General features: G+C 65.3%; 26 protein-coding genes and 1 pseudogene. 8 read left to right on the forward strand and 19 right to left on the reverse strand.

Annotation, left to right across the window (positions count from 1 at the left end; translation table 11 throughout):
- Positions 1-188: 188 nt before the first annotated feature.
- The 4 genes from ILT42_RS15155 to ILT42_RS15170 all read right to left on the reverse strand — a co-directional run bounded on the left by ILT42_RS15155 (position 189) and on the right by ILT42_RS15170 (position 3393).
- The gene (locus ILT42_RS15155) at positions 189-1988 is read right to left on the reverse strand and encodes a hypothetical protein (protein WP_204216459.1); all 1800 of its coding nucleotides are present in this window, start codon (positions 1986-1988) and stop codon (positions 189-191) included.
- Positions 1985-2431, reverse strand: a complete 447-nt coding sequence (locus tag ILT42_RS15160) for a hypothetical protein (protein ID WP_204216460.1) — start codon at positions 2429-2431, stop codon at positions 1985-1987. The genes ILT42_RS15155 and ILT42_RS15160 overlap by 4 nt, the downstream gene beginning before the upstream one ends.
- Positions 2432-2509: 78 nt before the next feature.
- A complete protein-coding gene (locus ILT42_RS15165; protein WP_204216461.1) occupies positions 2510-3013 on the reverse strand; it encodes a hypothetical protein in 504 nt (167 codons plus the stop codon).
- 2 nt (positions 3014-3015) lie between these two features.
- On the reverse strand, positions 3016-3393 hold the full coding sequence (locus ILT42_RS15170; protein WP_204216462.1) for a hypothetical protein: 378 nt from the start codon (positions 3391-3393) through the stop codon (positions 3016-3018).
- 404 nt (positions 3394-3797) lie between these two features.
- On the opposite strand from ILT42_RS15170, the gene ILT42_RS15175 reads away from it, so the two are divergent.
- Positions 3798-4481, forward strand: coding sequence for a hypothetical protein (locus ILT42_RS15175; protein ID WP_204216463.1), 684 nt, complete (start codon positions 3798-3800; stop codon positions 4479-4481).
- 20 nt (positions 4482-4501) lie between these two features.
- On the opposite strand, the gene ILT42_RS15180 is transcribed toward ILT42_RS15175, so the two are convergent.
- Together ILT42_RS15180 and ILT42_RS15185 are read right to left on the reverse strand one after the other, a co-directional pair.
- On the reverse strand, positions 4502-8035 hold the full coding sequence (locus ILT42_RS15180; RefSeq protein WP_204216464.1) for an AAA family ATPase: 3534 nt from the start codon (positions 8033-8035) through the stop codon (positions 4502-4504).
- On the reverse strand, positions 8035-8253 hold the full coding sequence (locus ILT42_RS15185) for a hypothetical protein (RefSeq protein ID WP_204216465.1): 219 nt from the start codon (positions 8251-8253) through the stop codon (positions 8035-8037). Before ILT42_RS15185 ends, ILT42_RS15180 begins: the two co-directional genes overlap by 1 nt.
- A gap of 278 nt (positions 8254-8531) precedes the next feature.
- Here ILT42_RS15185 and ILT42_RS15190 point away from each other — a divergent pair, with 278 nt between their 5' ends.
- The 4 genes and pseudogenes from ILT42_RS15190 to ILT42_RS15205 form a co-directional block, all read left to right on the forward strand.
- Complete coding sequence (locus tag ILT42_RS15190; RefSeq protein ID WP_204216466.1) at positions 8532-8981, forward strand: hypothetical protein; 450 nt, start codon at positions 8532-8534, stop codon at positions 8979-8981.
- Positions 8974-9339, forward strand: a complete 366-nt coding sequence (locus ILT42_RS15195; RefSeq protein WP_204216467.1) for a hypothetical protein — start codon at positions 8974-8976, stop codon at positions 9337-9339. The genes ILT42_RS15190 and ILT42_RS15195 overlap by 8 nt, the downstream gene beginning before the upstream one ends.
- Entirely contained in the window at positions 9336-11276 is a 1941-nt protein-coding gene (locus ILT42_RS15200; protein WP_204216468.1) for a type IV secretory system conjugative DNA transfer family protein, read from the forward strand. The genes ILT42_RS15195 and ILT42_RS15200 overlap by 4 nt, the downstream gene beginning before the upstream one ends.
- A 269-nt stretch (positions 11277-11545) precedes the next feature.
- A pseudogene (locus ILT42_RS15205) lies at positions 11546-11696 on the forward strand (transposase); the annotation flags it as partial.
- A 14-nt stretch (positions 11697-11710) separates the two neighbouring features.
- Here the strand turns inward: ILT42_RS15205 and ILT42_RS15210 are convergent.
- Positions 11711-12268 (reverse strand): dihydrofolate reductase family protein, encoded by a 558-nt coding sequence (locus ILT42_RS15210; protein ID WP_204216469.1) that lies wholly within the window; start codon positions 12266-12268, stop codon positions 11711-11713.
- Positions 12269-12431: 163 nt separating this feature from the next.
- On the opposite strand from ILT42_RS15210, the gene ILT42_RS15215 reads away from it, so the two are divergent.
- Positions 12432-13304 carry a hypothetical protein gene (locus tag ILT42_RS15215; protein ID WP_204216470.1) on the forward strand — a complete coding sequence of 291 codons (873 nt, stop codon included), beginning with the start codon at positions 12432-12434 and terminating at the stop codon, positions 13302-13304.
- A gap of 40 nt (positions 13305-13344) precedes the next feature.
- On the opposite strand, the gene ILT42_RS15220 is transcribed toward ILT42_RS15215, so the two are convergent.
- The 12 genes from ILT42_RS15220 to ILT42_RS15275 form a co-directional block, all read right to left on the reverse strand.
- Positions 13345-14343 carry a RelA/SpoT domain-containing protein gene (locus ILT42_RS15220; RefSeq protein ID WP_204216471.1) on the reverse strand — a complete coding sequence of 333 codons (999 nt, stop codon included), beginning with the start codon at positions 14341-14343 and terminating at the stop codon, positions 13345-13347.
- A 2-nt stretch (positions 14344-14345) separates the two neighbouring features.
- Positions 14346-15416 carry a DUF262 domain-containing protein gene (locus tag ILT42_RS15225; protein ID WP_204216472.1) on the reverse strand — a complete coding sequence of 357 codons (1071 nt, stop codon included), beginning with the start codon at positions 15414-15416 and terminating at the stop codon, positions 14346-14348.
- 8 nt (positions 15417-15424) lie between these two features.
- Complete coding sequence (locus ILT42_RS15230; protein WP_204216473.1) at positions 15425-16501, reverse strand: BsuBI/PstI family type II restriction endonuclease; 1077 nt, start codon at positions 16499-16501, stop codon at positions 15425-15427.
- Complete coding sequence (locus ILT42_RS15235) at positions 16498-18297, reverse strand: HsdM family class I SAM-dependent methyltransferase (RefSeq protein ID WP_204216474.1); 1800 nt, start codon at positions 18295-18297, stop codon at positions 16498-16500. Before ILT42_RS15235 ends, ILT42_RS15230 begins: the two co-directional genes overlap by 4 nt.
- 128 nt (positions 18298-18425) lie before the next feature.
- Entirely contained in the window at positions 18426-18911 is a 486-nt protein-coding gene (locus ILT42_RS15240; protein WP_204216475.1) for a hypothetical protein, read from the reverse strand.
- 209 nt (positions 18912-19120) lie between these two features.
- Positions 19121-20098: a hypothetical protein gene (locus ILT42_RS15245; protein ID WP_204216476.1), complete on the reverse strand. Its 978-nt coding sequence runs from the start codon at positions 20096-20098 to the stop codon at positions 19121-19123.
- A 38-nt stretch (positions 20099-20136) separates the two neighbouring features.
- Positions 20137-20646, reverse strand: a complete 510-nt coding sequence (locus tag ILT42_RS15250) for a hypothetical protein (RefSeq protein WP_204216477.1) — start codon at positions 20644-20646, stop codon at positions 20137-20139.
- Between the two features lie 95 nt (positions 20647-20741).
- The gene (locus tag ILT42_RS15255) at positions 20742-20933 is read right to left on the reverse strand and encodes a hypothetical protein (RefSeq protein WP_204216478.1); all 192 of its coding nucleotides are present in this window, start codon (positions 20931-20933) and stop codon (positions 20742-20744) included.
- A gap of 65 nt (positions 20934-20998) precedes the next feature.
- Positions 20999-21442 (reverse strand): hypothetical protein, encoded by a 444-nt coding sequence (locus tag ILT42_RS15260; protein ID WP_204216479.1) that lies wholly within the window; start codon positions 21440-21442, stop codon positions 20999-21001.
- Between the two features lie 71 nt (positions 21443-21513).
- Positions 21514-21822, reverse strand: coding sequence for a DUF736 domain-containing protein (locus ILT42_RS15265; RefSeq protein ID WP_204216480.1), 309 nt, complete (start codon positions 21820-21822; stop codon positions 21514-21516).
- Positions 21823-23667: 1845 nt separating this feature from the next.
- Positions 23668-24144, reverse strand: coding sequence for a DUF411 domain-containing protein (locus tag ILT42_RS15270; protein WP_204216481.1), 477 nt, complete (start codon positions 24142-24144; stop codon positions 23668-23670).
- Between the two features lie 11 nt (positions 24145-24155).
- Positions 24156-24413, reverse strand: a complete 258-nt coding sequence (locus tag ILT42_RS15275; RefSeq protein ID WP_229428683.1) for a heavy-metal-associated domain-containing protein — start codon at positions 24411-24413, stop codon at positions 24156-24158.
- A gap of 164 nt (positions 24414-24577) precedes the next feature.
- Here ILT42_RS15275 and ILT42_RS15280 point away from each other — a divergent pair, with 164 nt between their 5' ends.
- Both ILT42_RS15280 and ILT42_RS15285 read left to right on the forward strand, forming a co-directional pair.
- Positions 24578-24946, forward strand: coding sequence for a hypothetical protein (locus ILT42_RS15280; RefSeq protein ID WP_204216482.1), 369 nt, complete (start codon positions 24578-24580; stop codon positions 24944-24946).
- 170 nt (positions 24947-25116) lie between these two features.
- Entirely contained in the window at positions 25117-25449 is a 333-nt protein-coding gene (locus ILT42_RS15285) for a four-helix bundle copper-binding protein (RefSeq protein WP_204216483.1), read from the forward strand.
- The last annotated feature ends 120 nt before the right edge of the window (positions 25450-25569 follow it).

The following is a 25569-nucleotide window of genomic DNA, read 5'->3' on the forward strand; positions in this document are numbered from 1 at the left end:
TGCTTTCTGAGGCTTCGTAGCACGCCTTCGGAGCACAGCACAAGCCTGTCTCTCGGAGGCTGATTTACCTGATCCTTAGCCCCGCCATTATCAGACGCGAAAGCAGCAGTTCGTCGACGGCTCGGCCTTTGGAACACTGGTCCTATCGGCGAGGCCTCGCCTGGTAGTGTTGTAAAATGCCCACGCCGCTACATCTTCTTGCTCCTGTTAATGATGCGGCCCGCGCCGCCGATCGCGGCTCCCCCGAGTGCGGCTGCGACCGAGCCGATGCCGCCGGTAGCGGCGGCCGCTACCTTCGCGGCCCGGGCGGCGATCGGCGCGCCTCGCGTCGCGGCGATCCAGCCAGCGAGCGCAGCGCCCGTCGACGATCCGCCCGCGGCGTGCGAGATCCACGACATCGCGCCCTGCGCCATCGAGCTGGCTTGCATCAGGAAGATGCCTGTGAGGATCGTCACGCCGAGGATCGCAACGACGGACGCCTGTGACGCGCCGGAACTGAAGAGGGTGTTCATCACGCCACTCTCGCCTATGACGTGGTACTTGTCCAAGATCTGGCGGGTCGCCGCGCCCATGAAGCCGAGCATTAGGCTGACGATGCTGAGCGTCATTGCGCCCGACATGATCTCTTTGATGCACCAGGTCGCATAGCCCCGTGAGCGCTCGAAGATCAACGCGAGGGGGATGGTCGGGAGCATGATCGCCGGAATCGCGATGTGCATCGTCGCCGTGAAGGTGACGGCGACCGCGATGCACAGGACGATGATCGCTACGATCCAGATGAGGAGTCCTTGGGAAAATAGCAGGACCTGTTTCGGGTTGAGGAGGCCCGCCGACGTGGCAATGTTGAAGGCGTCGGTGAAGACGCGCCCGATCGTCGTGGTCATCCAGTCAAGCTGGCACGCGCCCGCCTGCGCGAGCGTCGAGAGGTTTCCGCAGGATTGCGATGCGGTCGACGAACCGGCGCTCGCGAGCTGCCCGCCGAGCCCGATGATTGCGACGGCCAGCGGCTCGAGGGCGTTGGTCCAGAGAACCTCGCCCGCGCCGACCCGCATGATCGCGGCCGAAACCGCCGTCATGGACATGAGCATGATGAGCTTCGTCCAGGAGCCGTTGCCGAACATCATCGACCCGGCCATGAACATCAGGGCGAACATGGCGATGAGCGCCATGAGAACCTGGACGTCGTTCTGCTGCATGCGCGTCGACGCGGACTTGATCGCCGCGTCGAGCTGCTGCGTCATCGCCGTGTAGACCTCGCAGGCCCAGCACGTGATCATGTCACCGCTTGCATCAGATGCGCCCAGCGCAGTCGTCGGCTGCCCATTGCGGTCGGTCTGCGAGACGCCCGGCGACGAGTCGACCTGCGGGCTCATCTTGGTGATCGCGCTCACGTCATAGCCGGAAAATTTCGACATGTACTCTTCGACGCACACGCCGCTCGCGTCGTTCGTTGCGCTGTTCGGGCCGGGCACGCAGCGCCCGCCGTTCGCGAGATAGGCCTGTACTTTGCCCTCGCCGAATTGCGCGCCGCCGAGAAGGCCGCTCTCGGTGAGGGTGGTGCCGTTCGACATCTGCGTGCCGACATAAGACGTGAGCGGCTTACCGAGCGCGTTGAGCTTCTCCATCCGGCCCCACTTCAGAGCCATTCCCTCGTTGATCGCTTGGAGCTGCGCGCTCTGATTGCTGAGGAAGGCGTCTTTGCTCGTGACGCCGTTCTTGCCGGTCCAGATGGTGCTGTCGTTGAGGGACCAGTTATCGTAGGTATTACCGGTGTTCTTGACGTATCCCAGGTCGATCAGGATCGCCTTGCCCATCTGGCCCGCACCGAGGTAGCCGGTTTTAGGATTGACCGCGTCCCACTTGCCGGATGCCTCGCGGCCGAAGACCGCGCTCTGAAAATCGGCCAGGGTGCCAAGGGCAGCGGCGGGCGCGATCCCGGCAAGGATCAGACCGAAGGCGACGACGATGCGAGCGGAGAGGAGGCTCACGGCTGCACCCTCGCGGCGATCTGCGCCAAGCCCAGCAGCGACAGGCGTCGGCCGCACAGGTCGAGCTGCGTCTTGTCTTTGGAAAGTGCAGCGCACCAGGCGTCGGCGGTACCGGCGAAGCGCGCCACTTCGACCGCTTTGCCATCGCGGTTCATGAAGACGCGCCACTGGCACTGCGTCTCGCCGTGCTCGCAGATGCCCGGCCCGCCGGCCATCGTTGCCAGGAAATCCCCGGTCGGCGTCACGATCCGCGCAGCCTGGAAGCCGCGGAGACCCTCGCGATGGATGTCGGACCAGAGGCTTTCGACGGCCGCATTCTGACCAGGCGCGAACCATCCCATCGGTACGCGGTCAAAGCCGGGGGAGGGGGCCGGCTGCGCGAAGGCCGGCAGGCACAGCATGCCGAAGACGACGGCGGGGAGGCCGACGAATCGCCGATTCATGCTCTGTTCTCTCGTCATGGTGGCTCCGAATCGAAGGCCCGCCGGAGGGCGGGCAGGGACGAATCGCAAATCAAAGGTTTATCGGGGTGGATCGGCTCGTAAAACGAGCGGGCAGGAAGTGTCGGAGCGGCTGTCGCGCATGTCAATCAAGCAACGCCTGAGCTGGTCTCCGTGGCGCTGCCACAGATAGACCGACATTTGGTAGTCTTCGCGGCTTAGATACGGGTCGTTGACCGACCAACGACCGGCGACGACTGCTACAGCGAGCAATAAATCGAGCGCGACGACTTGTAGAATGAAGCGCAGTCCGAACCGCGGTTTCGCTGACTTTGTCGCGCCCGGCTTGTGCATCGAGGCCGCCAGGCGCGCCTCGATGCGGTCGAGCGTCTGGCGCAGCCAGCGGTCCCTGTCCTCCGGCGCTTGCGTCGACGTCGTAGGCGCCGACGACAGGAAGGCTTCGAATCGCTCGCCGAGGCCGCGGACCTCGTGCGAGAGCGAGGACACGGCGGCGAGCACCGCGTCCTCGCGCTCGACCGCCGCGATCTGCTGGTCAAGATCGTCGTCCCGCGGCTCTTCGGACATCGTCACTTGACCTTTGAGCCCTGGGACGCGTTTTTCCTCCGCCTCTCGGACCAGAAACGCCGTAGCGTCGCGGGTGACGGCTCAGATACCTCGTCCTCGCCTTCGGAGGCCGCCCGGTGATCGATCAGCTTCTTCATTTGCTCGATGAGGCGTCGGTTGCGGTCATTAGCAGTCAGATGCGAAGGAACGCCGCCTGGGAAAGCGAGCGGGTAGGCCCTCTCGAGCAGGTCGTGCATCCAGAAGCGGCTCGCCTGCAGGTCCTTCTGAGCGAAGTAGGCCCGGATCGAAACATCGGACGGCCCGCGGGCAAGGCCCAAATTTTTGACGGCGTAGTGCTGGATGCGCTTGTTGCGGACGCATGCGCGGACGCTGTTCGTCACGCCGCCTGGGAAGCAAGCCCTCTCGCAGATCTCGATTACCCTGAAGATACGGGACTGGGTGCGCGGGGACGGGTGCGGCGTATGGGAATCGGTTTGAGCGCAGAGCACTGCACCACTCCAAAATGTCTTTGCTGGGGTGGTGAGGCGGTCCGGGATGTGCTTAGAGCCAGGCCCCGGTACCTCCCTTTGCTATCCGGACTTCCGTCCTGCGCCTCTCGCGGCGGCATCGGGAGCTCACGTGCAAGGATTATGGGGAATCGATCCCTGCCGGTCAACGACGTTGTCACTCGTAACACGTCAGAAAGGTGTTTCTCTGCCGACTTGCTCGCGGAGAGAACCGCCGCCAGGGGATATCGCTCCTGATCCGTCAGCTGTTACTGTTCGTCGATCAGATGGAGCTGCCTTTGACGTCTTTGCCCCCTATCCCCAAGAAGCTTGCCGCCCGCATCCGCGCCGCGCAGGCGAAGGTCGTCAATGCGAGGGGCTGGATCGAGTCCACCGAGTTCAACGCGCTCCAGGATGAGGCACGTTGGAACGAGTTCGTGCGCGATCCCGAGGCCTTCGCCCGGAAACACTACCCCGGCCATGGCGTGGATTCGTATCCGGTGCAGACGAACACCTCCCGCATCCGGGAGAAGCTGGACAAGCTGCCAGCCAGGCGTGAGCGGAATCGGCGCGAGCTCGAAGAGGCCGACGCCCTACTGGCGAACGTCGAGGCCGAGGTCCTGGAAGAGGTGAGCCGCATGCGGCCGACGGCAGGCCGCGTTCTATGGCCGCCACCTCTGGAGCCGTACGAGACATTCCATGCCAGAGTAATGGCGGAGGCTTATCACGAGCGCGACACAGCCGACGCGCGGCGGGAGGCGTATCTGGCCGAGCTCCAGAAGGACTACGACGAGGAGATGGCCGCGATCGAGGTCAAGCGGCAGGCCGAGCTCGACGAGTTGTCCAAGGAGATGAAGTCGTGGACGCCGGCACAGCGGGCGAAATTCAGGGAGGTCATGGGCGGGATCGCTGAGGGTCTCCGCAACCGGACGCTGACGGCGGACGCGATCGGAGCGTTCATAAACGAGAAGCTGAAACGATAGCCATAAGAACGCACTTCCCGTTAAACTTTGATGCCCTTCCCATGCTTCGCCGCTAACCCCGTTGCGGCCTGTTTCTTAGCGAACTCGTCCGGCGTAAGCGCCTTCGTCGGGATCTGCACCTGGACGACCTGCGGCGTCTTCGACACGAGCGGAATCGCCGCCGCAGCGACGTCATCGGCGCGGGCGCGTACCGGCTTGTCTATCCGCGGGTTGTGCAGCCACGTGCCGTGCTTGTCCTTTGTCAGCGCGAGCCCGGCCTCGGCCGCGCGCGAGACATCGCCGCCGATGGAGGCCAGCTTCTTGGCGAGATGCGCGATGAGGCTGGGGCGCGGGATGCTGTCGAGACGGGCTTGCTCGGCCCCCGCGCGCGCCTCGGCTCGGCGCTTCGCGACGGCCTCTGCCTGATCGGTGGCGCTCTTCCACGACACTGGGAGGGCCTCGAACGCAGGCTTGCCTTTCTGGCCGGCGCGCAGCTCCTCGGTTGTCACGAGGCGGGGAGGGGAGGCCAGGTGGCGGAAGACCCCTTTATAGAGAGCGGCGTCGGCAGCCATGGTCGACGCGATCTCGTCGCGTTTCTCGCGCAGCGTATCGAACTCTGCGTAACGCGGGTGGTCCTTCGACGTCGCCCCAGGGTGGGTCGCCTTGATCTCGTTCCAGAGCGCCTGCGCGGTCTTGCTTGTCTCGTGCCAGTCGCGCACCGTGTCCTCCGCCTTGATCTGGGCCTCGGTCCGGACGGGCAGGCGCAGGCCGGCCAGCTCCTCGATCCGCGCCCACGCGATGCCGGCATGACGGGCGCTCTGGATGCTGGCGGCCTTGTTCTCGACGTCCAGGACGATCGCGCGCGCCGCCTCGCGACGCTTCTCGACGAGTTGTCCGATGCGCGCAGTTGCCGTCGGGGAGAGCTCGTCGGAATCCGTCCCAGCGTGCTCTGCCCTCCGGTCGTCCGCCCGATGCAGCGCCTCGGCGATCCCCCGACCGGCGTCAACGATGGCCTGCACGCGCTCGGCCACGACGCCGTGCCCGCGCACGATGTCCTGCGCCGAATGCGCGGCGGGAGCCCGCGACATGGACCGCGCCAGGTCGTCGTAAGACGCGAACTCCTCGCGCGCATAGTACACGTAAGTGTCTTGCTTCGACCGGGTGAGGGCGACGTAAGCGCCGTCGGCGCGCAGGTGCTTGTCTGCCAGGACGAGCACCGTCCCGTCGACCGTCGCGCCTTGGCTCTTGTAGTGGGTCGTCGCCCAATTATGCGCCACAGCCGTCCAGGCGGCCGCGCCGAAGGCCACCTCCCGGCCGTCGTCCATCTGAACGCGGATGACGTCGGTCCTGACCCGTTCGGTCTTCCCGCTCTCCCGGTCGACCGGGACGATGCCAGGCAGGACGTCGATGATCCGGCCCGAATCGCCGTTCACGACGCCGCCGCCGATGATGCGGCCGTGGGGATCGCCGGCGGTGAACATCACGCGGTCACCGACGGCAAACGCGGTGCCGCCGATGACGGTTTGGTCGGCTCCGACCTCGCCCCGGCGCTGGAGCTCGGACCGGATCGCCGCGTTCAATGCGGCGACGTCGGCGTTCGTGAAGGCGTAGACCGCGAGCTGCTCGCGCCTGTCCCGCAGATCGAAGTAACGGTCGACCATGGCGGCGATCTGGTCGGCCTTCGTCTCGGTCTCGACGACGTATCCGCGCTTGTGCCACTCGTCCAGGCCAGCGCGGATCTCCCAATCTGCCAAGGCCTTCGCCGCGTGTCTGCGCCACACGTCTCCGGTCCCGAAGTTGACGCCCTTGGCCGTCTCGGCGTTGTCCGCGACGACGGCCCGGCGCTCCTCCCAGGTCATCGCCTTGACCCGCTCAAGAGCCTCGGCGCGTGTCATGCCCTGCGCCACGAAAACGTCTTCGGCGTCGGCGGTCTGGCGCATGATCGTCTTGATCTCGGCCGCACCGACCTCTTTCTGCAGGGCGTCGAATCCCGCGCCCGCGCCGATCGCCGCGTACTGCGCCGTGTCGCCGATGGCCACCAACTTGGCCCCGGCGCGCGCAGCGGCTGCGGTCAGGATCTCCACGGACCGGACGTCGCCCATGCCCGCCTCATCGATCACGAGGACGGTGCCCTTCTTGAGCAGGAGCTCGGGCCGGCCGCACCGCCCGGTCTCCTGCATCTGCCTCTCGGCGTTGACGATCGCCGCGATAGAAGCGCTCTCGATGCCGGCTTCCTTCTCGAGGAGCTTCGCCGCCTTCCACGCAATCGCCGCACCGCGCACCTGGTAGCCCTCCGCCTCCCAGACCTCGCGCGCGGCGCTCATGATGGTGGTCTTGCCGACGCCCGCCCGGCCCTGGACGAGAGCGATGGAGGACGGTCCCGTCATGTGGCGGAGCGCGGCCTGCTGCTCGGTGTTGAGCCAGGCGTACTTGTCGGCGATGTGACGGTCGCGGGCGGCCTCGTCGACGCGGAACGCGTCCCGGCCGGCGAGCGTCCTGGCGGCTTCGAGCATGCGCTTCTCGACATCGAGGTACTCCCGTGTCGTGAAGCGCTCCTCGCCGCGCCCGTCCATGCCGACGGACACGAGGCGCTCGTCCGCGAGCAGCTTCGCGACCGCGATCTCTGCGACGTCATCGCGGCCGCCGGTGACGGCCAGGACCGTGCGGTGGATATCCGCCAGGGTGACCGTCGCGTCGTCGCGGCAGAGGCGTCCCTCGCTGCGTCCCCATTCGTCGCGGTGGCCGACGAGCAGGAGCTTCACCACCTGGCCGGGATCGGCGGTGATAACCTCGGCGTTCTTGCGCTGGACCCGGGCGTTGTGCGCCGACATGCCGACGCCGTCAGCGTCCCGCGAGAAGGTTGAGGCGACCGCCGTTGCATGGTCGAGGTGGACCGTGGCCTTCAGGTCCAGGCCGAGGTCGACGTTCGACCTGTGCTCGACGTGATGCTCTATTCCGAGCTGTTCGAGCCGGTCGTTCTGTACCCGGGCGACGGTCTCGCGGAACGTCTGGGACCAGGCCTCCATCTCCGGCAGCGTTCGGAAGATGCGGCCGCCGAACCCGCCGTCGGCCTTCACCTTGCGCAGGGCGATCATGAAATGGACGTGCGTGTTGCCGTCGTCGGCATGCACGGCGTAGTGCACGGCGCACTGCTTCGCGTCGACCACGGCCTCCCGCAGGATGGCCTCGACGACGGATGGAATCTGGTCGGCCGGCAGGGCGTTCGATAGCGTAAAGCGGCCCTTCGTGGCGATCCGGGCGTTCTCGATCGCGTCGAGCGCCCGCTCCGGATCGGCGCGGTACCGGTGCGCCAGCGCCTCCGTCTCCGCATCCTCGTAGTCGTTCCAGAAGCGCTCTGGATCCTGTGTGTCGAGCGCCTTGAAGTGGTCCGGCGCGAGGATCCCGGAGGCGAGGGGCGGCACCGCGTCGGCGCTGTAGTCGAACGTGCGGCCCTGGCGCTCGTCGTAGTAGGCCGTGCGTTCATTGTAGGCGGCCGTGGATACCGATCCCGCGCCGCCGGTGGCGCGGCTGACGAAGCCGACGTTCGTGTGCAGGCGGTGGACGGAGACCGCCATCAGCGCGCATTCCCGAGCTGGAAGCGCTCGACCAGGCGCTTGCCGTAGACCCGCGCGGTACCGCCGCAGCGGCGCAGGGAGGACGGCGACTTCGCGAGCGCCTCCCCCGGCGTCGACGCAAACACCAGGGCGATTCGGTCCTCCATCGCGCCGCTCTCGCGCACCGCGACGAGCCACGGCGAAGATTTTTCGTTCTGTCGCATTCGCGTGCGGATCATGAAGCGCAAGTCCTTGTGCTGACTCGTTTTTCGATAAGCCGCCGGCCGGGCCTCACAACGCAAACCGGAGGTTTGCTCAACTGTGAGCACTACTGAACCTGCGCCCCTGGCGGCTCGGAATACTCGACACTGCAAGATCTTGCGAAACGCCAATTTTCCTACAATCTATATTGCAGCGGCTGCCTAAGGTTTCAACAGAATACCGAATCTATAGGTCGCTGCGGTTTTTGGTTAAACCGGAAAGTTTTTTGTTAAACTACTTGGAAGGACACTCACGCATGTCGAAGACGACTGCGCTACACATCCTGAAGACGGCGCGTCGACGGGAAACCGAGCTGCGGCTCCAGTTCGACGATCGCCTCGCCGATCTGGCCCGCGAGCTTGAGGACGCGAGGCTCGCCCGCTGCACCGAAGTCGGCAATCTCGCGTCGGAGGCGGCTGCCCTCGAGCTGCCCGACGGCGTCATCGGCGCGGCCCTGGCGTTCGCCGCTGATGCGTCGCAGGCCGACGCGAAGCCCGGTGACGCAGCCCTTCTCGCGGAGATCGTCGCGCGCTACGGCGGCCGATTTCCCGAATCCGCCGCACGATCCCGGCGTGCTCGTCCGGCGCGACGGGCGACTGCCGAAGCACCTGCCGGCGCGCCATCGGATCACCCTGACCCTGCGCCGCGCGATGGTGCGCGCGAGGAACTTGCCGCGGCTGGAGCGACGGGGGCGTGGCATGGGTGACCCGAAACAGCTGGCGCGCAACCTGGAGCTCCGGCGCAAGATCGACGCGGTCGGCATGCTCATCGCCGGCGGCCTCGTCGACGTGCGCGACCTTGCCAAGGTCGATCAGGTCGCCGGGGCCGTGCGCCGCCTGCTTGACGATCCGGCCCGCGCCGCCCTCGCCAAGCGTCGGGGCTTCGACATCATCGAGGCGCGCCGCAGGCATGCGGGCGGCGACCGCCACTTCGGTGAGACGCGCCACCTCGCGGCGGCCGGCTACCACGTTCTCCAGGCCGGGCTCGACCCGCGCGAGGTGGACGTCGCCACCGTCGTCGGCGCGACCGCGACGGTGCTCCAGGCTAACGGAGAAGGGGCATGACGATCGACATCGTGCATCTCCTTGTGGCCTCGTCGCCGCTCGCCATGGTCGGCATGATGCTCGGCTTCTGGACCTCGGACCGCTCGCAACGCGCGCCGCTCTATGCCGGCCTCGCCATCGTGGTGGCGGTCGGCGTAGCGGGCCTCTGGGCCTCGGGCGACTGGCCGCGCGTGGTGCGCCAGCTCCTGTCGAACCGGCCGCTCGTCGCCCTCGACGAGGTGCGCTTCGCCGTTCACTTCGGCGTCACGCTGGTCGGCGTGCTGGCGCTCGGCGGCGCGATCTCGTCGGTGAACCGGACGCACGGGCGCGGCCCGGTCCGGTCGGCGCGGGGCCATCTCGGGGACGCCCGGTTCGCCTCCTGGGCCGACGTCAAGCACCTGACGGAGGCCGACCGCGGCTTCATTCTCGGGCAATGGGGCCACGAGAAGCTGGCTGCCAAACTGAACGGCGAGAAGGTCCGGACCTCGCGCCGGAACGACGCCAAGCTGCTGCGCTGGAACGGCGCGGGCAGCCTCCTGAGCTTCGCCCCGCCGGGCGGAGGGAAGGGCACGAGCATCGTGATCCCGACGCTCCTCGACTACGAGGGTCCGGTCATCTGTAATGACACGAAGGGCGAGAACTATGCCATCGCGGCGGTGTCGCGCCGCCTGATGGGGCATCGCGTCGGGTGTCTCAATCCCTTCGGAATCCATCAGATCGGCGCGGAATCCGACGCTTTCAACGCGCTCGACTACGTGCGCGAAGGAAGCCTGTTCGCGTCCGACTGCAAGCGCATCGCCGAGGCCGTCGTCGAGAAGAGCATCGCGCCGGGCGGCAACACTTCGCACTTCGAGGAATCGGCGATCGCGATCATCGCCGGCGGCATCGCGCTGCTCATCGACGCGCGCCGCCGGGGCATCTGGCCGAGGGCCGAGATTGGCGGCCAGGTCGTCGAGATCCAGCCGTACCCGGCGACCCTGCCGGGGCTGTTCGACTTCCTCAACAGGGGCCAGCCGGCGCTCGACGCGGCGTTCGCCGTCATCGTCGAGGACCCCCGCATGATCGGCGGCCGCCTCGCCCGGGCGGCGTCGACGGTCTGGATGCAGATCGGGGCCGACGAGAAAGGCAGCCACTACTCGACGATGATGAGATTTATCGGATCGTTCGGCGACGAGGCGATCCGGAACGTCACGTCCCACTCGACCTTCGACTTGCAGGACCTGCGCGACAAGTCCGCTCCGCTCGACATCTTCATCTGCATTCCGTTCCAGCTCATCCGCGCGCACAAGGCGCTCGTGCGCGTGCTCTACGCGACCGCCGTCGGCGTCATCATCGACGGCGACCGGCCGCCGCGGGACGTGCTGCTGTTGATGGACGAGATGGCCTCGATCGGGCAGCTCGACGCGATCCTCAACCGCGAGGGTGCGGGCGCGCTGACCATCGGCCGGTCGGCCGGAATCCGCGTCTGGGGCGTCATCCAGTCGCTCGCGCAGCTCGAGGCCTGCTTCGGCCGCGAGGGCCTGCGCCTGTGGTCGAGCACCGTCTCCGTCGTCAGCTTCATGAACGTGGGCGGCTTCGACAAGGAGACGGCCGAGTACGTGTCGGGCCTCCTGGGCGACTATACCATTGAGGCCGAGAACGAGACGCGCGGGCGCTCGCACCAGATGTCCGACCTCAAGTCCGGCCGTAACAAGACGGTCTCCTCGAGCGACCAGGCGCGCCGGCTGCTGAAGGTCGACGAGGTGGCGTCCCTGCCGGAGGACTGCCTCTTCGCGATCGTCACGGGCGACGGCGGCGCGAAGTCGAAGCGTCCCATCCTGTGCCGGAAGGCCACCTATTTCGACCGGGAGGAATGGGCCGGGCGCTATGCCGGGAATCCGTGGTACCAGGGCGACGAGCCGCTCGCGATCGCCGACTACCGGGAGGCCGACCGTGTCGTCGATCAGGTCGCGGGGTAGGGAGAGGGGGCGCTCCCGCGCCATCTCCTTCCCGCCGTCGACGGCGGTGCCGGCCGACACGCTGCTGACGCTCGCTGACGAGGAGATCGCCGCACGGGCGGCCTAGATCGAGCGCCTGCAGGCCGAGTTGCTCGACCGGGACCTGCGGGTCGTCGAGCTCGAGGACGAGTTACGGAAGAGGGGAGCCGACATCCGCGACCTGCGCGCTCGCCTCGAAAGGCCTACGCGCGCCGGGAGCTGCCGGACGGCCCGGCATGCGCGGTCTTCCCCTGCACGTCCTGACCTCCGGATGCCGCTGGCGCGACTGCCCGACCGACTTCGGGCCGCGCACCACCGTCCACAATCGGTTCAACCGCTGGTCCCGACGTGGTTTCTGGCGAGCAATGCTGACTGCACTGGCTGAGGCCGGATGGTCCGGTGGGGGCTGCTCGAAGTCAGCGTTCGCGCCGATAGTGCGTGGCGACCGCGCCATTGCGGAGCGGCTTCGCCGAGACCAGCTCGAGCCGTCGCGTACTGGGCAGCCCGCCCTGGTACAGGGTCGGGCCGTGGCCAGCGATCCTGGGATGGACGAGGAGCTTGTACTCGTCGATCAGATCCAGCCGATCCAGCTCGGTCGCGAGTTTGCCGCTACCGAGGAGCACGCCCGCCGGGGTCGCGTCCTTGAGCTTCTGCACGCCTGTTCGCAGGGGGGCGGCGATGTGATGGCTGTTGGTCCACGGGAAGTCGGTTCGCGTCGACGACACCACATATTTCGGCTTGGCCTCCAGCTTGACCGCCCACTCGCGTATTGCCGGCGGCGCCTCCACGTCGCCGCGAGCGACCGCGGGCCAGTAGCTCTCCATCATCTCGTAGGTGATGCGGCCCCACAGCATCGCCCCTCCCTCGTCCATAAGGCGGGTGAAGAACGCGTGCGTCTCGTCGTCAGCGATTCCTTCCTGGTGGTCGACGCAGCCGTCCAGGGTGACGTTTATGCTGAAGGTCAGTAGTCCCATGCGGCGAGCCTATACCATACGCTCGAAAAGCCGTAGGGCTATTGCTCGCGGTTAATGTTCAACTTCCCCTATAGGTCGAAAACGGAACGTCGCCGCTCGGGTGGTTGAGTCCAGACCCCTAGGCATGAGGTAGGAGGATGAACTTCAAAGGGAGCTGCCAAGCATGGGTGCTGAGCCGAGTATTGACGAGATCATGGCTGCCGTTGAGGAATCCGGGTACCTCATGGAGCAGCATGTAGCCACCCAATTAGAAAGCCTTGGCTTCCACGTGACGACAAACTTTGCCTTTGAGGATCCGGACGAAGGCAAGTCGAGGGAGATGGATGTGCGCGCGGTCAAGCGTGTGGCCGTCGACGAGCAGGAGAAGATCTCCGCCTACGTTGAGCTGATCGTCGAGTGCAAGAACACCTCCAACCCGTTTGTATTTATCGCCCGCCCCAAGAATGAACGCGACCTGCGCAGCAGTCCCAAGGAATTCCTGTTTCCATACTCATACGAGATGAAGAAGGACCTCGGCGGCGGGAGAGGCATGTCCAAACAAGTCGATCCGTTCGTCCATCTTGGATTCGATCAAGCCTATAAGGAGCACCAGAAAGCCTGGAAGGCAGTGCAGTTCTGTCGAATTGACCGCAAGGGTAGCGGATGGCACGCCAACCACGGCGGGCTGTACGATGCGATGTTCTATCCCATGGCCAAAGCTGTGACTGCCCGCAAGTCGGAGGTGCCAAAGCCCAGACAATCAGGGGACTGGAGACACTTCTGGTTTTTCTTTCCCCTGGTTGTGACCAGTGGCCGTTTGATGCTGATCGACACTTCGGAATCGGCTCCTGTGCCGCGTCCCATCGACCATGTCAGCTTCACGCGCGAATTGAAGTCAGGCAAGCTTACTGGCCCCTACGCTCTGACGTTCGTCCGGCAGGAACAGCTGCAGCAATTCGTCGAGCAAGTCATCGACCCTGTTGCGGCGTTAGCTTCCGACTTGGTGAACAATCGTCTGGAATTCCTGAAATCGACGAGCCTGACTTGGACCGAATAAGCAGTGAGGCGGAGATACGCCCATCTTGCACGGAAGCCGCTTAAGCCTGGGTCACGTCCGCATCTTTCACCCGAACGACGTTGACCCAGTCTGCCTCGGGGCCCAGCCATTCCGGCAGGTCCATTTCGGCGGTCACCAGGATCTTTTCGCGGCGCTTAGTGTCGTTGAGCGCTTCGCGCATCTTGGCGTGCTCGCCCCATAAGAGCGCCTGCACGATCGCAGAGTATGGGGAGATGTTGGTCGGAAGCACGCCCTTCTGCCTAACCCTCTCGTCTTCTATTCTCGCCTTGAGCTTCGGCAACTTGACGTCTGCGAGCCGCATTGCGCTGCGGACGTTTTCGGCGAGCCGGCGCAGATCTGTCGGCAGGAGATCGGGCTCCCAGACCTCCTTCATGAGGGCGATAATTCCCTTGATCTCGTCGGTGTCGCGGTGCGTCTTGGACAGTGTCGAGGTTCCGGCGAGTTGGTCGGCCTCCTGAATGGATACCTCGGCGTGCTCCAGCATCGCTTTGATCTGGTAGGCGATGCGTTGGCGGCTCCAGCTGACGTCGTCCGTCTTGTAGACGAGGTCGTGAGTGGCGATCGCCCAGGCATGCTGGAGGAACGTCTTCAGCTGGATCTCGAACTTGACGCCTTGTAGCCCGGTGGGTGGCAGCGTCGGATCATCGGACCAACTCGCGTAAAGCCGCACGTCATCGAACGGAAACGCGTTCGGGTCCTTGTGGGTCTGATCGGTGCGGCGAGGCCTGCGTTCCAGGACGGTGAACATCGACCGGAGCTGCTTCTCGGCCGCATCGATCTCGCCGAGGTTGCGCACGACCAGAGTGCACGCAAAGAAATCCTCGATCGCTTCGGGATCCTTGATGCGCCCGGATTCGAGCTTCAGGGCGACGCTGAGCTCGTGTTTAACCCGGGACTCGTAGTGCCAGTTGTTGCGGCTCGCCAGCGGGCGCAGCGTCCCGTCGACCTCCTTGGCAAGCTTGTCGTTGATGCGGCGCTGATCGGCGTACAGCCGTCTGATCGAAGCCGGAATCTTCATGGTTATGCATCGAGCGCCGCCGAAAGCGCCGCGAGCCGCTCGCGCCGCGGCGTCGTGTCTGTGTTCGCGCCCCTGACATTCAGCGCGTAGCGTGCGACGGGATCGGGAGCCGACTGGTCCTGGCCGTCCTGAGGCGTCGCGGCGGCCGGGGGAGTGTCGCCTTCCAGCGCTCGGACAACCCTGTCCATGAAGTCTGCATAGCGTTCCGCGACGTCGGCGGCCGATGTCTCAGCGCCTTTGGCCAGGTGCACATAGGCCCAAAGCGAGTAGAAGTGCGCGAGCGTGCGGCCATATTGCGTGACGCAGCCGTTATGTTCGTTCATGTGGTTCAGGAAGCGCTTCGTGGCCTCAAGGCTGCCCGTGAACTCTTCTTCGTTGAATGTGGGGACAGTCTCCGCTGGGACGTCGTATTGGGCATAGAACTTGTCGATGGCGTCTTGGTCGAAGCCAACGATTTCTCCCCTCACGCTCAGGATGATGATTTCGGAGATGAACTGGACGTCGTTCATGCGCTTGGCGCGCGCAGTTGTCACGACACCGAAGTCCTTCCACTCCTGCTTCTCCGCTTCCGCCTCTGCGTAGGTGCACATCCACCCGTCGAACTTGGCGTGGCGCAGCTCCTGGCGCGTCAGCCGCCGGGAGTTGCGGTTGATCCGGTCGAAGACGTCGTTGACGAACGAGTTTTCGACCGTCGGGAGCATCTCCACGGTGATCCTGTAGTTCCAGAACTGCTTCTTGGCGTCGATGTCGAGCTGGCTGAACTTCTTCCCGTTCAACCTGGTGTCGCCGAAGTTGTCAGGAATCGCGATCTGATCCGCCGCGAACTCGATGATGGTCTGCAAGCGCTGCTTGCCGTCGACGACGTGATACGAGACATCGCCATTGTCATCGACGGACTTGTGCAGGAAGACCGACGGACAGGGGTAATTGTGAAAGACCGTGTCCAGGAAGAACTGCTTGTCCCGACGCGTCCAGACGCTCTTTCTCTGATACGGCGGGTCGAAGTCGATTTGGCCCTTCTTGTTCAGATCCAGGAACCAAGTGACGTCCTGAGGCGATTGCTGCCTTTCCATCAATTTCCCTATACGAGATCACTGAGGCGCGTGGCGCTCGTAGCGCCGTCACGCAGATGAACGATGTTTTCCGGTTCCGAGGCAAACCACGCGAATGAGCCCCAGGCAAGGGCGGACACGGTCTTTTTGAAGCCAGCGGAACCGCGATCCTGATAGGCCGTCAGGAAGGTGACGTGCGAGCGCGGGAATCCGGCGGCATCGGTCAGCTCGAAGATCGCGTCCCGCCGCCGGTCGGTGATCGCGCCGTCCGTGGCGACGACTTCGACGAAGACGAGGAGAGGATCCTTGGGGCCGAGGTCGACCAGGATGAGGTCGGGGAGGTTCTTGTCGGCCTCGATCTTCAAGCCGATCGTCGCGGCGAGCTTGTCGTCCCGCTGCACGACCTTGTTGCCGCTCTCGCTGAGCCAGAGGACGGCGGGGCTCTCCAGGAATCGGGACGCGAAGTCCTCGACGACGGCCTTCGTGATGATCGAGCTTGGACCGGGCGCGAGCGACCGCGTCTCTTTGCTCGGGAAGGTCACGAGCACGCCGGCCGCGCTGCCGGCTGCGCCCGACAACATGATGGATACGCGCGCCAGCGCGCTCTTGCTGAGGTGCGCCGTCTGGAAGGCGGCGATAGCGGCCTCGAGGGCGGGTCCGGACAAGGCCGGATCGAACAGGGCGGCGAAGTCCGCCTTGAGGGCGTAGCGCGGCGCGCTCGACGTGGTCGGCAGGTCCTCGCGGCGCAGCACCGCCCCGACAGCGACCAACCCGTCGCGCAACGTCTCGTCACGGATCGGCTCGCGGGTGTTGTCGGCGTACCAGCGGGTGCCGGCGGCGTGATAGCCCTTCTTGAGGACGCCTGAGGCATAGGCCTCGCGGTCGGCATCGTTTGCAAGCACCGATTGCTCCTCGGTCATGCGGTAGACGTGCACGGGACCGAGATAGCGGCTGGAGCCCTCCACCGCGCCGATGTAGAGCGCGGTGAAGACCGCGCTGGCCGCCAGGTCGCGGATGCAATAGGTCCGGTTCGGCGTGCCTTCCGGAAAGATGAGCGGGAGCCGCTCGGAGACGACTTCGAGCGGGACGTAGGTCGGAAGGCTCATTCCGCGCGCTCGTCCTGGGCATAGAGCGCGTCGCATTCCGCCTCAATCCGCGCCCGGCTGGCGCGTGCGTTGACGAGCTTTGTCAGCCCCTTGAGGCTTGCCGGATCCGGAAGGGGCAGGGCCTCGAGCTCGTAGGCCGACACGGCGACGCTGCCGCTGAGGCAGCGGAACGCACGGTCGGCGGCTGCGCTGTTCAGGAATGCGGCGAGGGTCGCCGGCGGCACCTTCGGCTTAGCGACGGTCGCCCGGATCATGTTGAGGTGGTTCTCGATCACGACCGCCTTGTGCTCGGCTAGGAAGGCGTCCGGGAGCGCCGCCGCGATCAGCCGGCGGTTCTGCTCCTTGGCGGTGGTACGCTGCAGCAGGACGCACGGCCGCGAGGTGACGAGCCACTCGTCGCCGGCCTTCGGTTCGAAATACGGCTCGTGGTTCTTCTTGTCGGCCCGGAAGACGAAGCGCCCGTCGGCCGTCACGGCCTCAGCCCAGATCAGGGGCAGGCGGCCCTTGCCGGCGCGCCTGTGGAGCTGGTCCTTGAACCGGTTCCATACGAGCGGGCCGGTGCTGACCTCGTAGCCCCAGTCGGCGAGCCGGTGCGGCATGTGATGGAGGCGGTCGACGAGAGTTGCCTGCTCCGGCGTCCTCGGGATGATCCAGGGCTCGGACGGATCCTTCGGCACGGCGAACGTGCCGGAATCGACGACCTCGAGCCGGTCCTGGCCGACCGGCAGGACCTCATGGACCGTCGCGGCCTCGGTGCTCCCGCGCTTGTAGGTGGCGAGCAGGGTTTCCTGCAGGACGTCGTCGAAGACGCCCTTGCGGACGGCCAAGAAGTCGATCGTCACCGGAGGGGCGTCTCGCCCGATGAGCGCCCGCAGGTTCTTGAAATACTCGCCCGCCAGGAAGCTGGTCGGGGTGACGTAGGCGATCACGCCGTCGGCGCGCGCGTGCTGCAGCGCCAGGTCGGTGAAGAGGCCGTAGAGATTGGCATGGCCGTAGAGGCTGCGCTTGAAGCGGGCCCGCTCGTCGGCCCCGAGCTTCACGCGCCCATAGGGCGGATTGCCGATGACGAGGTCGAACTTCTCGCGCGGCGGGTTGCGCTTGAGGCTGTCGCAGACCGTGACCACCACGGGAAGGCGGGTGCCTGCCTTGCGGCAGACCGGCAGCATGACGGCGTCCAGCGTCACCTGCGAGAGCCAAGCGGCGAACGGATCGATCTCGTAGCCGCGCAGGCGCGCGCCGATGTTCTTGACGAGGATCTTCGGCGAGACGTCCGGCAAGGCCTGCAGGATGCGGCTGGCGACGGGAGCCAGGAAAGCCCCTCCGCCACAAGCCGGATCGAGGATGCGGGCCGTCTTCCACTCGACGCCGGCCTCGGTCGCCTGCGCGATGAGGCGGGTCGTCAGCTGCGGCGGGGTGTAGAACACGCCGTAGTCGGCCCGGTAGGTTGGCGCGAGCATGCCCGTATAGGTGAGGCCGATCGCGTAGGCTGCTGTTTCGGGAGCCACCGAGGCCGCGGCGGTGCCGATGCTGTCGGCCGACGCGGCGGCCGGCTCGGGCAGGTCGGCGAACTCGACGGGTTGCAGGAGAGGACGGAGCGGGAAACGGCCGTCGCCCTCGGAGATTTTGTCCCACCAGGCGGAGACGAGGCGGTGGCAGAAGGCGCGGGCCAGGTGCAGACGCTGGGCGTCGGGGGCGGCCTCGGCGAGGGCCCGGGCCATGACACGGGCGGCGCTTAGCGCCCCGGTCGGGTCCGAATCGCTCACCTCTTGGCTGTTACGCTGCCGTTTGACTGCCATTTTCTCCTCGGGTCCTTCTTCCGATAGTATGCCGTGCTAACGTCCACAGGCCAAGCTTGTATCCGTTTCGTTCGGCGTTATGCAGTGACTTTTCATAGGAAGTTGTGACCAGCCAAGCCGGAGCATGGCTATGGGGCACGCCCCAGGATCTGTTGGATCGTCCGAAGCTGCCAAACGGCTCGGTCCGATGGCCCGCCGGGAGTGTTCAGCACCTTCTCAAGGCTGAGCATCGCATAATCCCGGAGCTTGATGACACCGGCTTGGTTCTTCCCAAAGTTTTTTGGCATTATGTCGCCCACCCAAGCCGGAGCCGTCGGAGAATTTGGATAGTCGGCCGGCACGAGATCGTCGAGGCGCTCCATAATCATGTATCGTCCGGTCATGCTGATGGAGAAGCATTCGCCGAAGGTGTCTTTCAACACCGTCTCCTTGACTGCATTCCAGACGTTCCACTCCAGGAAATTGGCACCCGGGAACTCCAAGTGGACCTCTTTGATGACGACGTTCGGATCGCCAGTGACGGGATAAGCTATCCGTGCCGTGCCCCGGCCAAGTGGAGATGCCGCAAGCAGGGCTTGCATGTCGGCGTCTGCTAGCAATGGTTTGTAGGTCAAGGCTGTGATCCGTTAGCGCGAGGACGGCGGTTGATAGTGCTGGCTCCGAGCACGGTCAATTCGATGAACATCCGGCACAAGACGCAGGCAGACAGGAGATGCGGGGGCATCCGAAATCCGGCCTTCCCGCTTGGATCGGATCGCATAACGCGTTGTTCCTTGACGTCGGCCAGAGGTTCCACTCTACAGAATGACCGACAACGCGATGGTCACCGCAGCACGTCCTCGGCACGGCGTGCAGCAATGTCGCGCGAGGCGAGCGCCGCATAGACGATCTTGTCGGACATGACCTCTCGTTCGCGCCTGGATTCCCCAGCCCGAGTGTAGAGCAGATACCCGAGGCCTGCGACAGCCGTGGCGGCGGAGTAGTAGGCGTTTTCTATGAGCGAGGCGGCGATAGGAGCTACGGAAAGCACGATGGCCGCCGGCGGAATCCGAGACCGCATCGCTCGCAACTCGTCAACGAGATGGGCTTTCAGCCTCTCGGCCTCGCGGAGCCTCGCCTCGAAGTCCCCTTGACCCTCCGGGCCTTCCTTCGAGCGGACTATGAGCTGCTCCACGAACTGCCGGAAGTGCTTTAGTTCCCGTCTATGGTCGTCCCGGAACCTCATGATGTCGTGGATCTCGGCGTCAGGGCCGACCGGCAACAGGCGTGCGAGCGCCTGCATGCGCCGTGTCATGGCTGAAGGCCGTTTTTGAGGTAAGCCGACGACCAGGCGGTTTGCAAACGGCTGGTTCGTAAGCAACGAGACGTTAAGGTGCGGGTGGGACATCATGCGCGTAGCGAGCACGCTCATCACGTAGTCGCACACCCAAGTTGGGCCTTCGAGCCAACCGTCGCCGTACGTTGGCCACAGAAGCCCAAATTCCCTCAACTCGGATGGGAATCGCGTGTACGCAATCTTCCCCAGGTGAATTCTGGTGACCGGTCCTCCGGCCCGCTGCGTCTGAGCCATTCCTAGCAGGTGGCCGAGGACGATCGCGTCGTCCTCCTCGTTCGTTGCATATGGCTCCGGGTGGATGGGCCTGACCAAGCCGTGCTCCATGAGGATCCGGGTTGGAAAGTCGAACAGCTCCCGCTCATCACCGTGAGGCGCGATGACGCCGATCTGATCGAAGTAGAGAAGATTTGGATTGGTCCACGCCGAGCCGGGAAGCGAGAGAGTGGGATAGAAGAGGGCGTCCAAGATCAGGCTCCTGACTGGCAAGTTGGATGCCGGGGCGCTCAGCGCCCCGTCTTGACGAACGTCATGCCTTTCTCGGTGACCCGCAACCGGAATCGGCCCGAGCCGGTCGGGTTCGCACGGCTATCGCTCGGGCCGACGATCGTGCCCGTGTAGGTGATCGTGTCATTACCCCAAGCGAGCTCGCGCGGGTCCGTGCCGATCGTGTTGAGCGCCCGGCTGACCGGCTTCCATGCGCCGTCGGTCTCCTTGAACAGGAGCGCCATCTGGTCGACGGCGTTGCCAGTGACGTCGTACTGGTAGGTCACGAAGGCGAGCGCGTGCTGCGCAGTGCCGTTGAGGAACGAGCCGTAGAAGACGCTGGTCTGGAACGCCGTCTCGGCGATCCGGCCCTTGGTCTCGCCGGCGGGCTTGTAGCAGTCGATCTTCGTCTGCTCGATGTAGTGGCCGATCGGGTCCGCGGCGGGGCCGGACAGGCCCTCCTTGTACTCCTGGGCCAAGGCGTTAGCGGCGAGGAGGGAGAACCCCAGGGCGAGAGCAAATCTCTTCATGACGGTGACTTTCTGGAAGGCGCGCCGAATCCGGCGACCGAGGTTTACGGGAGCAAGGCTAAGGTGAGGTGAAGGGCGCGCGGACGCGCCGTTCGTCAGCTGTGGGCGTGCCCGTCGAGCTCGATGCCGATGAACATCCCGCACCACGTCCCGCCATAGATGTCGAGCAGCCCGTAGTGCACGAAGCGCTTGCGGAACTCGCGGTAGCTTGGCGAGCCGTCGACGCTGCGGTTGTAGAGGCGCTTGATCGTCTGGCGCTGGGCGCGCGTGGTCGGCTTGAAAGACATGACGGTCTCCGATGATGAGAGGGAAAAGGACCCCGCCGGGGCGGGCGGGGCCAAGTAGGGCGACGTCAGTGGACCGTGGCCGGAATACGGTCGTCGATGCCCCAGGGGGCGGCCTCGTAGCCGGCGAGGTGCTTGTTGAGGGCCTTCGCCATCCGGCAGGTGAAGGCGTAGGCGAGGCACTTCTCGTAGTCGTCGGTCTCGCAGGACTGGTAGTCGAAGCAATCGAGAGCCTTTGCGGCCGCGCCCGCCCGGACGAAGGGGCGATACTTGAACTCGTAGCTCTCCACGAGCTCGGCGTAGTCGAGAGCCTCGGCGCTTCCGGCGAGGCGGTAGCGGGTGACGACGCTGCGCACGTTCTCGGCCAGGAGCATCTTGCCGAAGGCGGTCGCCGTCTCGTGGCAGACCCGCTCAAGGTGGCCGAGGTCAGTGCGGGTGGCGAAGAGCTCGAGGTTGATGGCGGCGGAGACGATGGTGTCGATGTGGGCGGTCGAGACGACGAAGGCGGACATTTGCGCTCTCCGGAAGTGACGCTGAAGGGGAGGGGCGGTGCCCCCGCCGGTGCGGCGGGGGCTATCGGGCCTTAGTCGGCCTGGCGGCGGGACCAGATGAGGCTGTGCTCGCCGTCTTCGCCCTCGACCAGAGAGCCGAAGATCGGGGCGGGGAAGCTCGGGTCGTCGAGCTTGACGCTCAGGTAGTCGCGGCCTTCGCGGGAGCGCTTGGCCCAGGCTGCGCCGAACTCGGTGTTGCCGGCGAAGATGCGGTAGTCGGGAGCCTGCTCGTTGGCCTTGTCTGCCGGGACGATCTTCGCCTTGACGTTGAGGGCGAGGGTCTTGACCGCGCCGTTGAAGGAACCGTTGTCGCTCTTGGTGAAGGTGCCGATGGTCGCCATGGTAGTGATCCTTTTCGTTGTTCGGGCCGCACCGCGCGGCCTCGATGTCGGTCGAAGGATCGGAGGCGATCACGCCGCAGCCGCAGGCCCGCAACGCACGTGGAGGACGGCGGAGAACCGGCTTTTTTGTCTCGCGAGGAAGGCCGAAAGGCCGGGGAAAAAAGGCGGGGCCCGCTGTTGCGGCAAAGGGATCGAGGCGCAGCCGTCCTACGATCAGACCAGACGTTATCGAGAGGCCGTATGCGATGCCCGATGTCTCAACGGAAGGAAGGATCCGCTCTCATCTGGCGGTTCTTGTCGACTCCCACCGGAAGAATGGACGACGGTGGAAACGGCCGTGTCATTCCCGTCGACGCCTCGCGTAAGGCTCGGAATCGCCGTTGCTTGAACAGGCCAGGGCAGCTCCGTCACACGCTCCTCGTCGCCCTGACTGACACCGGCTCCGCGCTGTAGGCATGACGGCTGACGCGGGGTTAGCTCCGACTACCTCGCTCAACCACTTTTCGACCTGCTTCCCGCTTGCTCTTTTGGTTTTTGTCGACGGGACGTCGCGCGGGATCCGTTCAGCCTCTGGTCCGCCTCCTGGCACGTGAGGTCCGTCATGCCCTTCGATGGCGTGGATGGCGTCCTCCGAATTGAGCGGAGGCCGGGTTGACGCAGGAAGACCCTGGCTGAGGAACACGTGTCGCGCCACCCGCAGACAATCCCGCAAGATCGAATAGTATGATCATCACACCAGCGTCCATATGCGCTTCTTAGATGTCATCCTGCGGTGCGACGAAAAAGTAGAGGCCCTCGCGCTGAACGGCGGCCCGTGCGGCAGAGGCGTTGAAAGTTCTTGGGATACTGCCGTATCGGCCTAAGGTGCCACGGAACGTCCAGCCCGCGCCAATGAGGAAGTCCGGGATCGCGCCGCTCTTAGGGACGGCGCAGAACAGGTCGCGGGCGAACCGGGATTCGAAGATGATATAGGATTGCGCCTTCGTTTCCTTCCGCTTCCGGCGTGCGGGATCGCTTCCGCAGGCGAGAGGAGGCTCGGCCTCGGCTCCACTATTTGGGGAGCCAGCCCGCTTCCGGCCATGGGGGTGGGAACCAGCAGGCTTTTGCCTCCGGCGATCCTTGGTCCTGTCCGACACTGCAGTGCGCCGGACAGCCTTACATCAGTCGGCGAGCGGGCAATGCTGGTGGTCGGCGGCCGCCATGAAGCTGAGCAGCCCGGACATGGCGCAGAGCGCCGGTGGGAATGATGGACATGGGAACCCCGAAGATCATGAGCCAAGTGTCGGGAGCGACACGGCTCAGACCGGTCGCCCATTCAGACGGTGCTGGGGGTTCTTGGAGGACGCTTCAGCCCGTTCGGATCGATGCCGGAGCCGGGCTGACTTGCCAGCGCCAAGCCGGTTGAGATCACCGGGACCGTGTCAGCTCCGAGGCCACAGGTGGGGAGGGCGCAGGCACTACCGCAATGAGAGCTGTGGGAAGCGCCTGCATCGTCATGGCCGCTGTCAGGAGTCCCGTGGCTGCAAGAGTTCGAAACTCTGGTCTCGGCCATCCCGGGGCTATGTTCGTGGGATGGCTGAGATGATGCATTCAGGTGGGCGGCCGCCAGTCGGCCCGGAGGCGAGCCTGCACCGTGGGCCGGCGAACTTGCCATGGACCCGCTATACAGGACGAGCAAGGCCGCTGCCGCCAACACGAGGGTTGCGGCCAAGTGACGGAAGTGGGTCCATACAGCAACCAAAGGGCGCTCCATCCCGCTCAGGCTCTCCACCATACGGCTCCTGGCCATCATCTCAAGACTTTCGAGTGACTTAGGCCTGAACCCGGATCTGATGGAGGCGAGAATCAGACCAAACGTGGTCCCTGATACCGAGCGAAGGTCTTTTGGCCCGATGGTCCGAACAGCACGACGTCGTAGGTGTCGTTCTCAGCTCCTGCGACCTCCATGCCCGGAGAGCCGACCGGCATGCCGGGGACGGCCAGGCCCTTGGCCTGCGGCTTCTCGGCCAATAGGCGCTTGACCGCGTCCGCCGGCACGTGACCTTCGATCACATAACCGGCGACCTCGGCCGTATGACAAGAGGCGAGATCGTCGGGCACGCCGAGGCGGGCCTTGACACGATTGACCTGGGGCGTGGTGATGACCTCCACCGGGAAGCCGGCCGCCTTCATGTGGTCGACCCAACCGCCGCAACAGCCGCAGTTCGGGTCCTTGGTGACGACGACCTTCGGCAGGGGCGCCGCCTGTGCGAAGGCATGCCCGGTCGCCAGGATCGTGCCCGTGGCACCGAGAACGGTCAGGAAATGGCGGCGATCGAGCATGAATTCCTCCTTCAGGCGAGGGTTGGAGTGTAACCGGCCTCGGTCACGAGGGCCTTGATGGACGTCAAGTCGGCGCTGCCGCGGACCGATACAAGCTTCGAGGCAGGATCCGCCTCGACGCTCGTGCCGGGCAAGCCGGTTTCGATGGCCTTCTTGATGGTGCCGGCGCAATGGCCGCAGGTCATGTCCTCGACCCGCAGGGTCATAGCGTCGGGGTGGCGCTCCACAGTCTGGCCTGCCTGAGTCTGGTGGGTGCTGCATCCGCACATGGTCGAATCTCCGTTTGGTTGGACGATACGCACACCCTTGCACCTTCCCACGATGGCAAGGTCAAGAGACTTTCCAAACTTGGATGCCTTGGCTGTGCGGAGGATGAGGGGAACAGATGTCGTGGAGCAATCGTTGGGCCTCTGATCCCTGACGGAAGAATGCCGTGGCTCGCCTGCTCCGCTTCATGCTCCGCCGCTTGCTGGTCGCGATGGTCGCCCTTGGCCTCGCGAGCACGACGTGGCATGGCGTGGCCTTGGCCGCCAGTTATGCTCCCGCCATCCAAGCCGATGCAACGCACGTTGGGCACCAGCATGGGGCGCACAAACAGGCGGATCAAAAGCCTTCAGCCCCAGGCAAGTCCCACTCGGCCGCACAGAACTGCTGCCATCCCGCCTGCACGATGGCCGTCATCCCCTTCCCCTCCGGCCCGATGCAGGAATTTCCACTCTCGGCTCCCCTGCGTGTGACCGGCGATCCGATGCCTGTGCCGGAGAGCCCGTCCGGCCTCGATCGCCCGCCCAAAGCGTCCTGACCATTCGCCTGACACTTGCGCCCGCAGCGTGGACGCGTGCTCGCGCTCGAATCGCCACCATTGTGGAGGCTGGCGTAGTCAGGATTTCGACGAGCGGCTCGGCGAGCGGCCGGCGTTCCCGCTGCCCCGCCGCCGTCCATGCGGACGCCTAACCACCATTGGAGACGGACATGCACCAGATGTCCCCGGAGATGCAGTCCTGCATCGATGAATGCCTACGCTGCTACCAGACCTGCCTCGGCATGGCGATGAACCACTGCCTGGAGCAGGGCGGCAAGCACGTGGAGCCCAGCCACTTCCGCAGCATGATGGCCTGCGCCGAGATCTGTCGCACCTCGGCCCACTTCATGCTGATCGGTACGCCCCACCACAAGCACACCTGCCGGGAATGCGCCGAAATTTGCGAGGAGTGCGCCCGGTCCTGCGAGCAGGTCGGTGACATGCAAGAGTGCGTCGACGCCTGTCGCCGATGCGCCGAGAGCTGCCGCAGGATGGCGGCATGAGCCGGCGACCCTTTAACCGCGGGCCCTGAGCGAAGGCTCATGCCCGCCTCTCAAATTGGCGGCCTGGCCATGTCTGGCGCGGTTCTGCGGGCACCGCCCACGACCGCCGGGCATCCAATA

Origin of the sequence: Microvirga pudoricolor, assembly GCF_016892705.1 — a bacterium.
Classification (GTDB): Bacteria; Pseudomonadota; Alphaproteobacteria; order Rhizobiales; family Beijerinckiaceae; genus Microvirga; species Microvirga pudoricolor.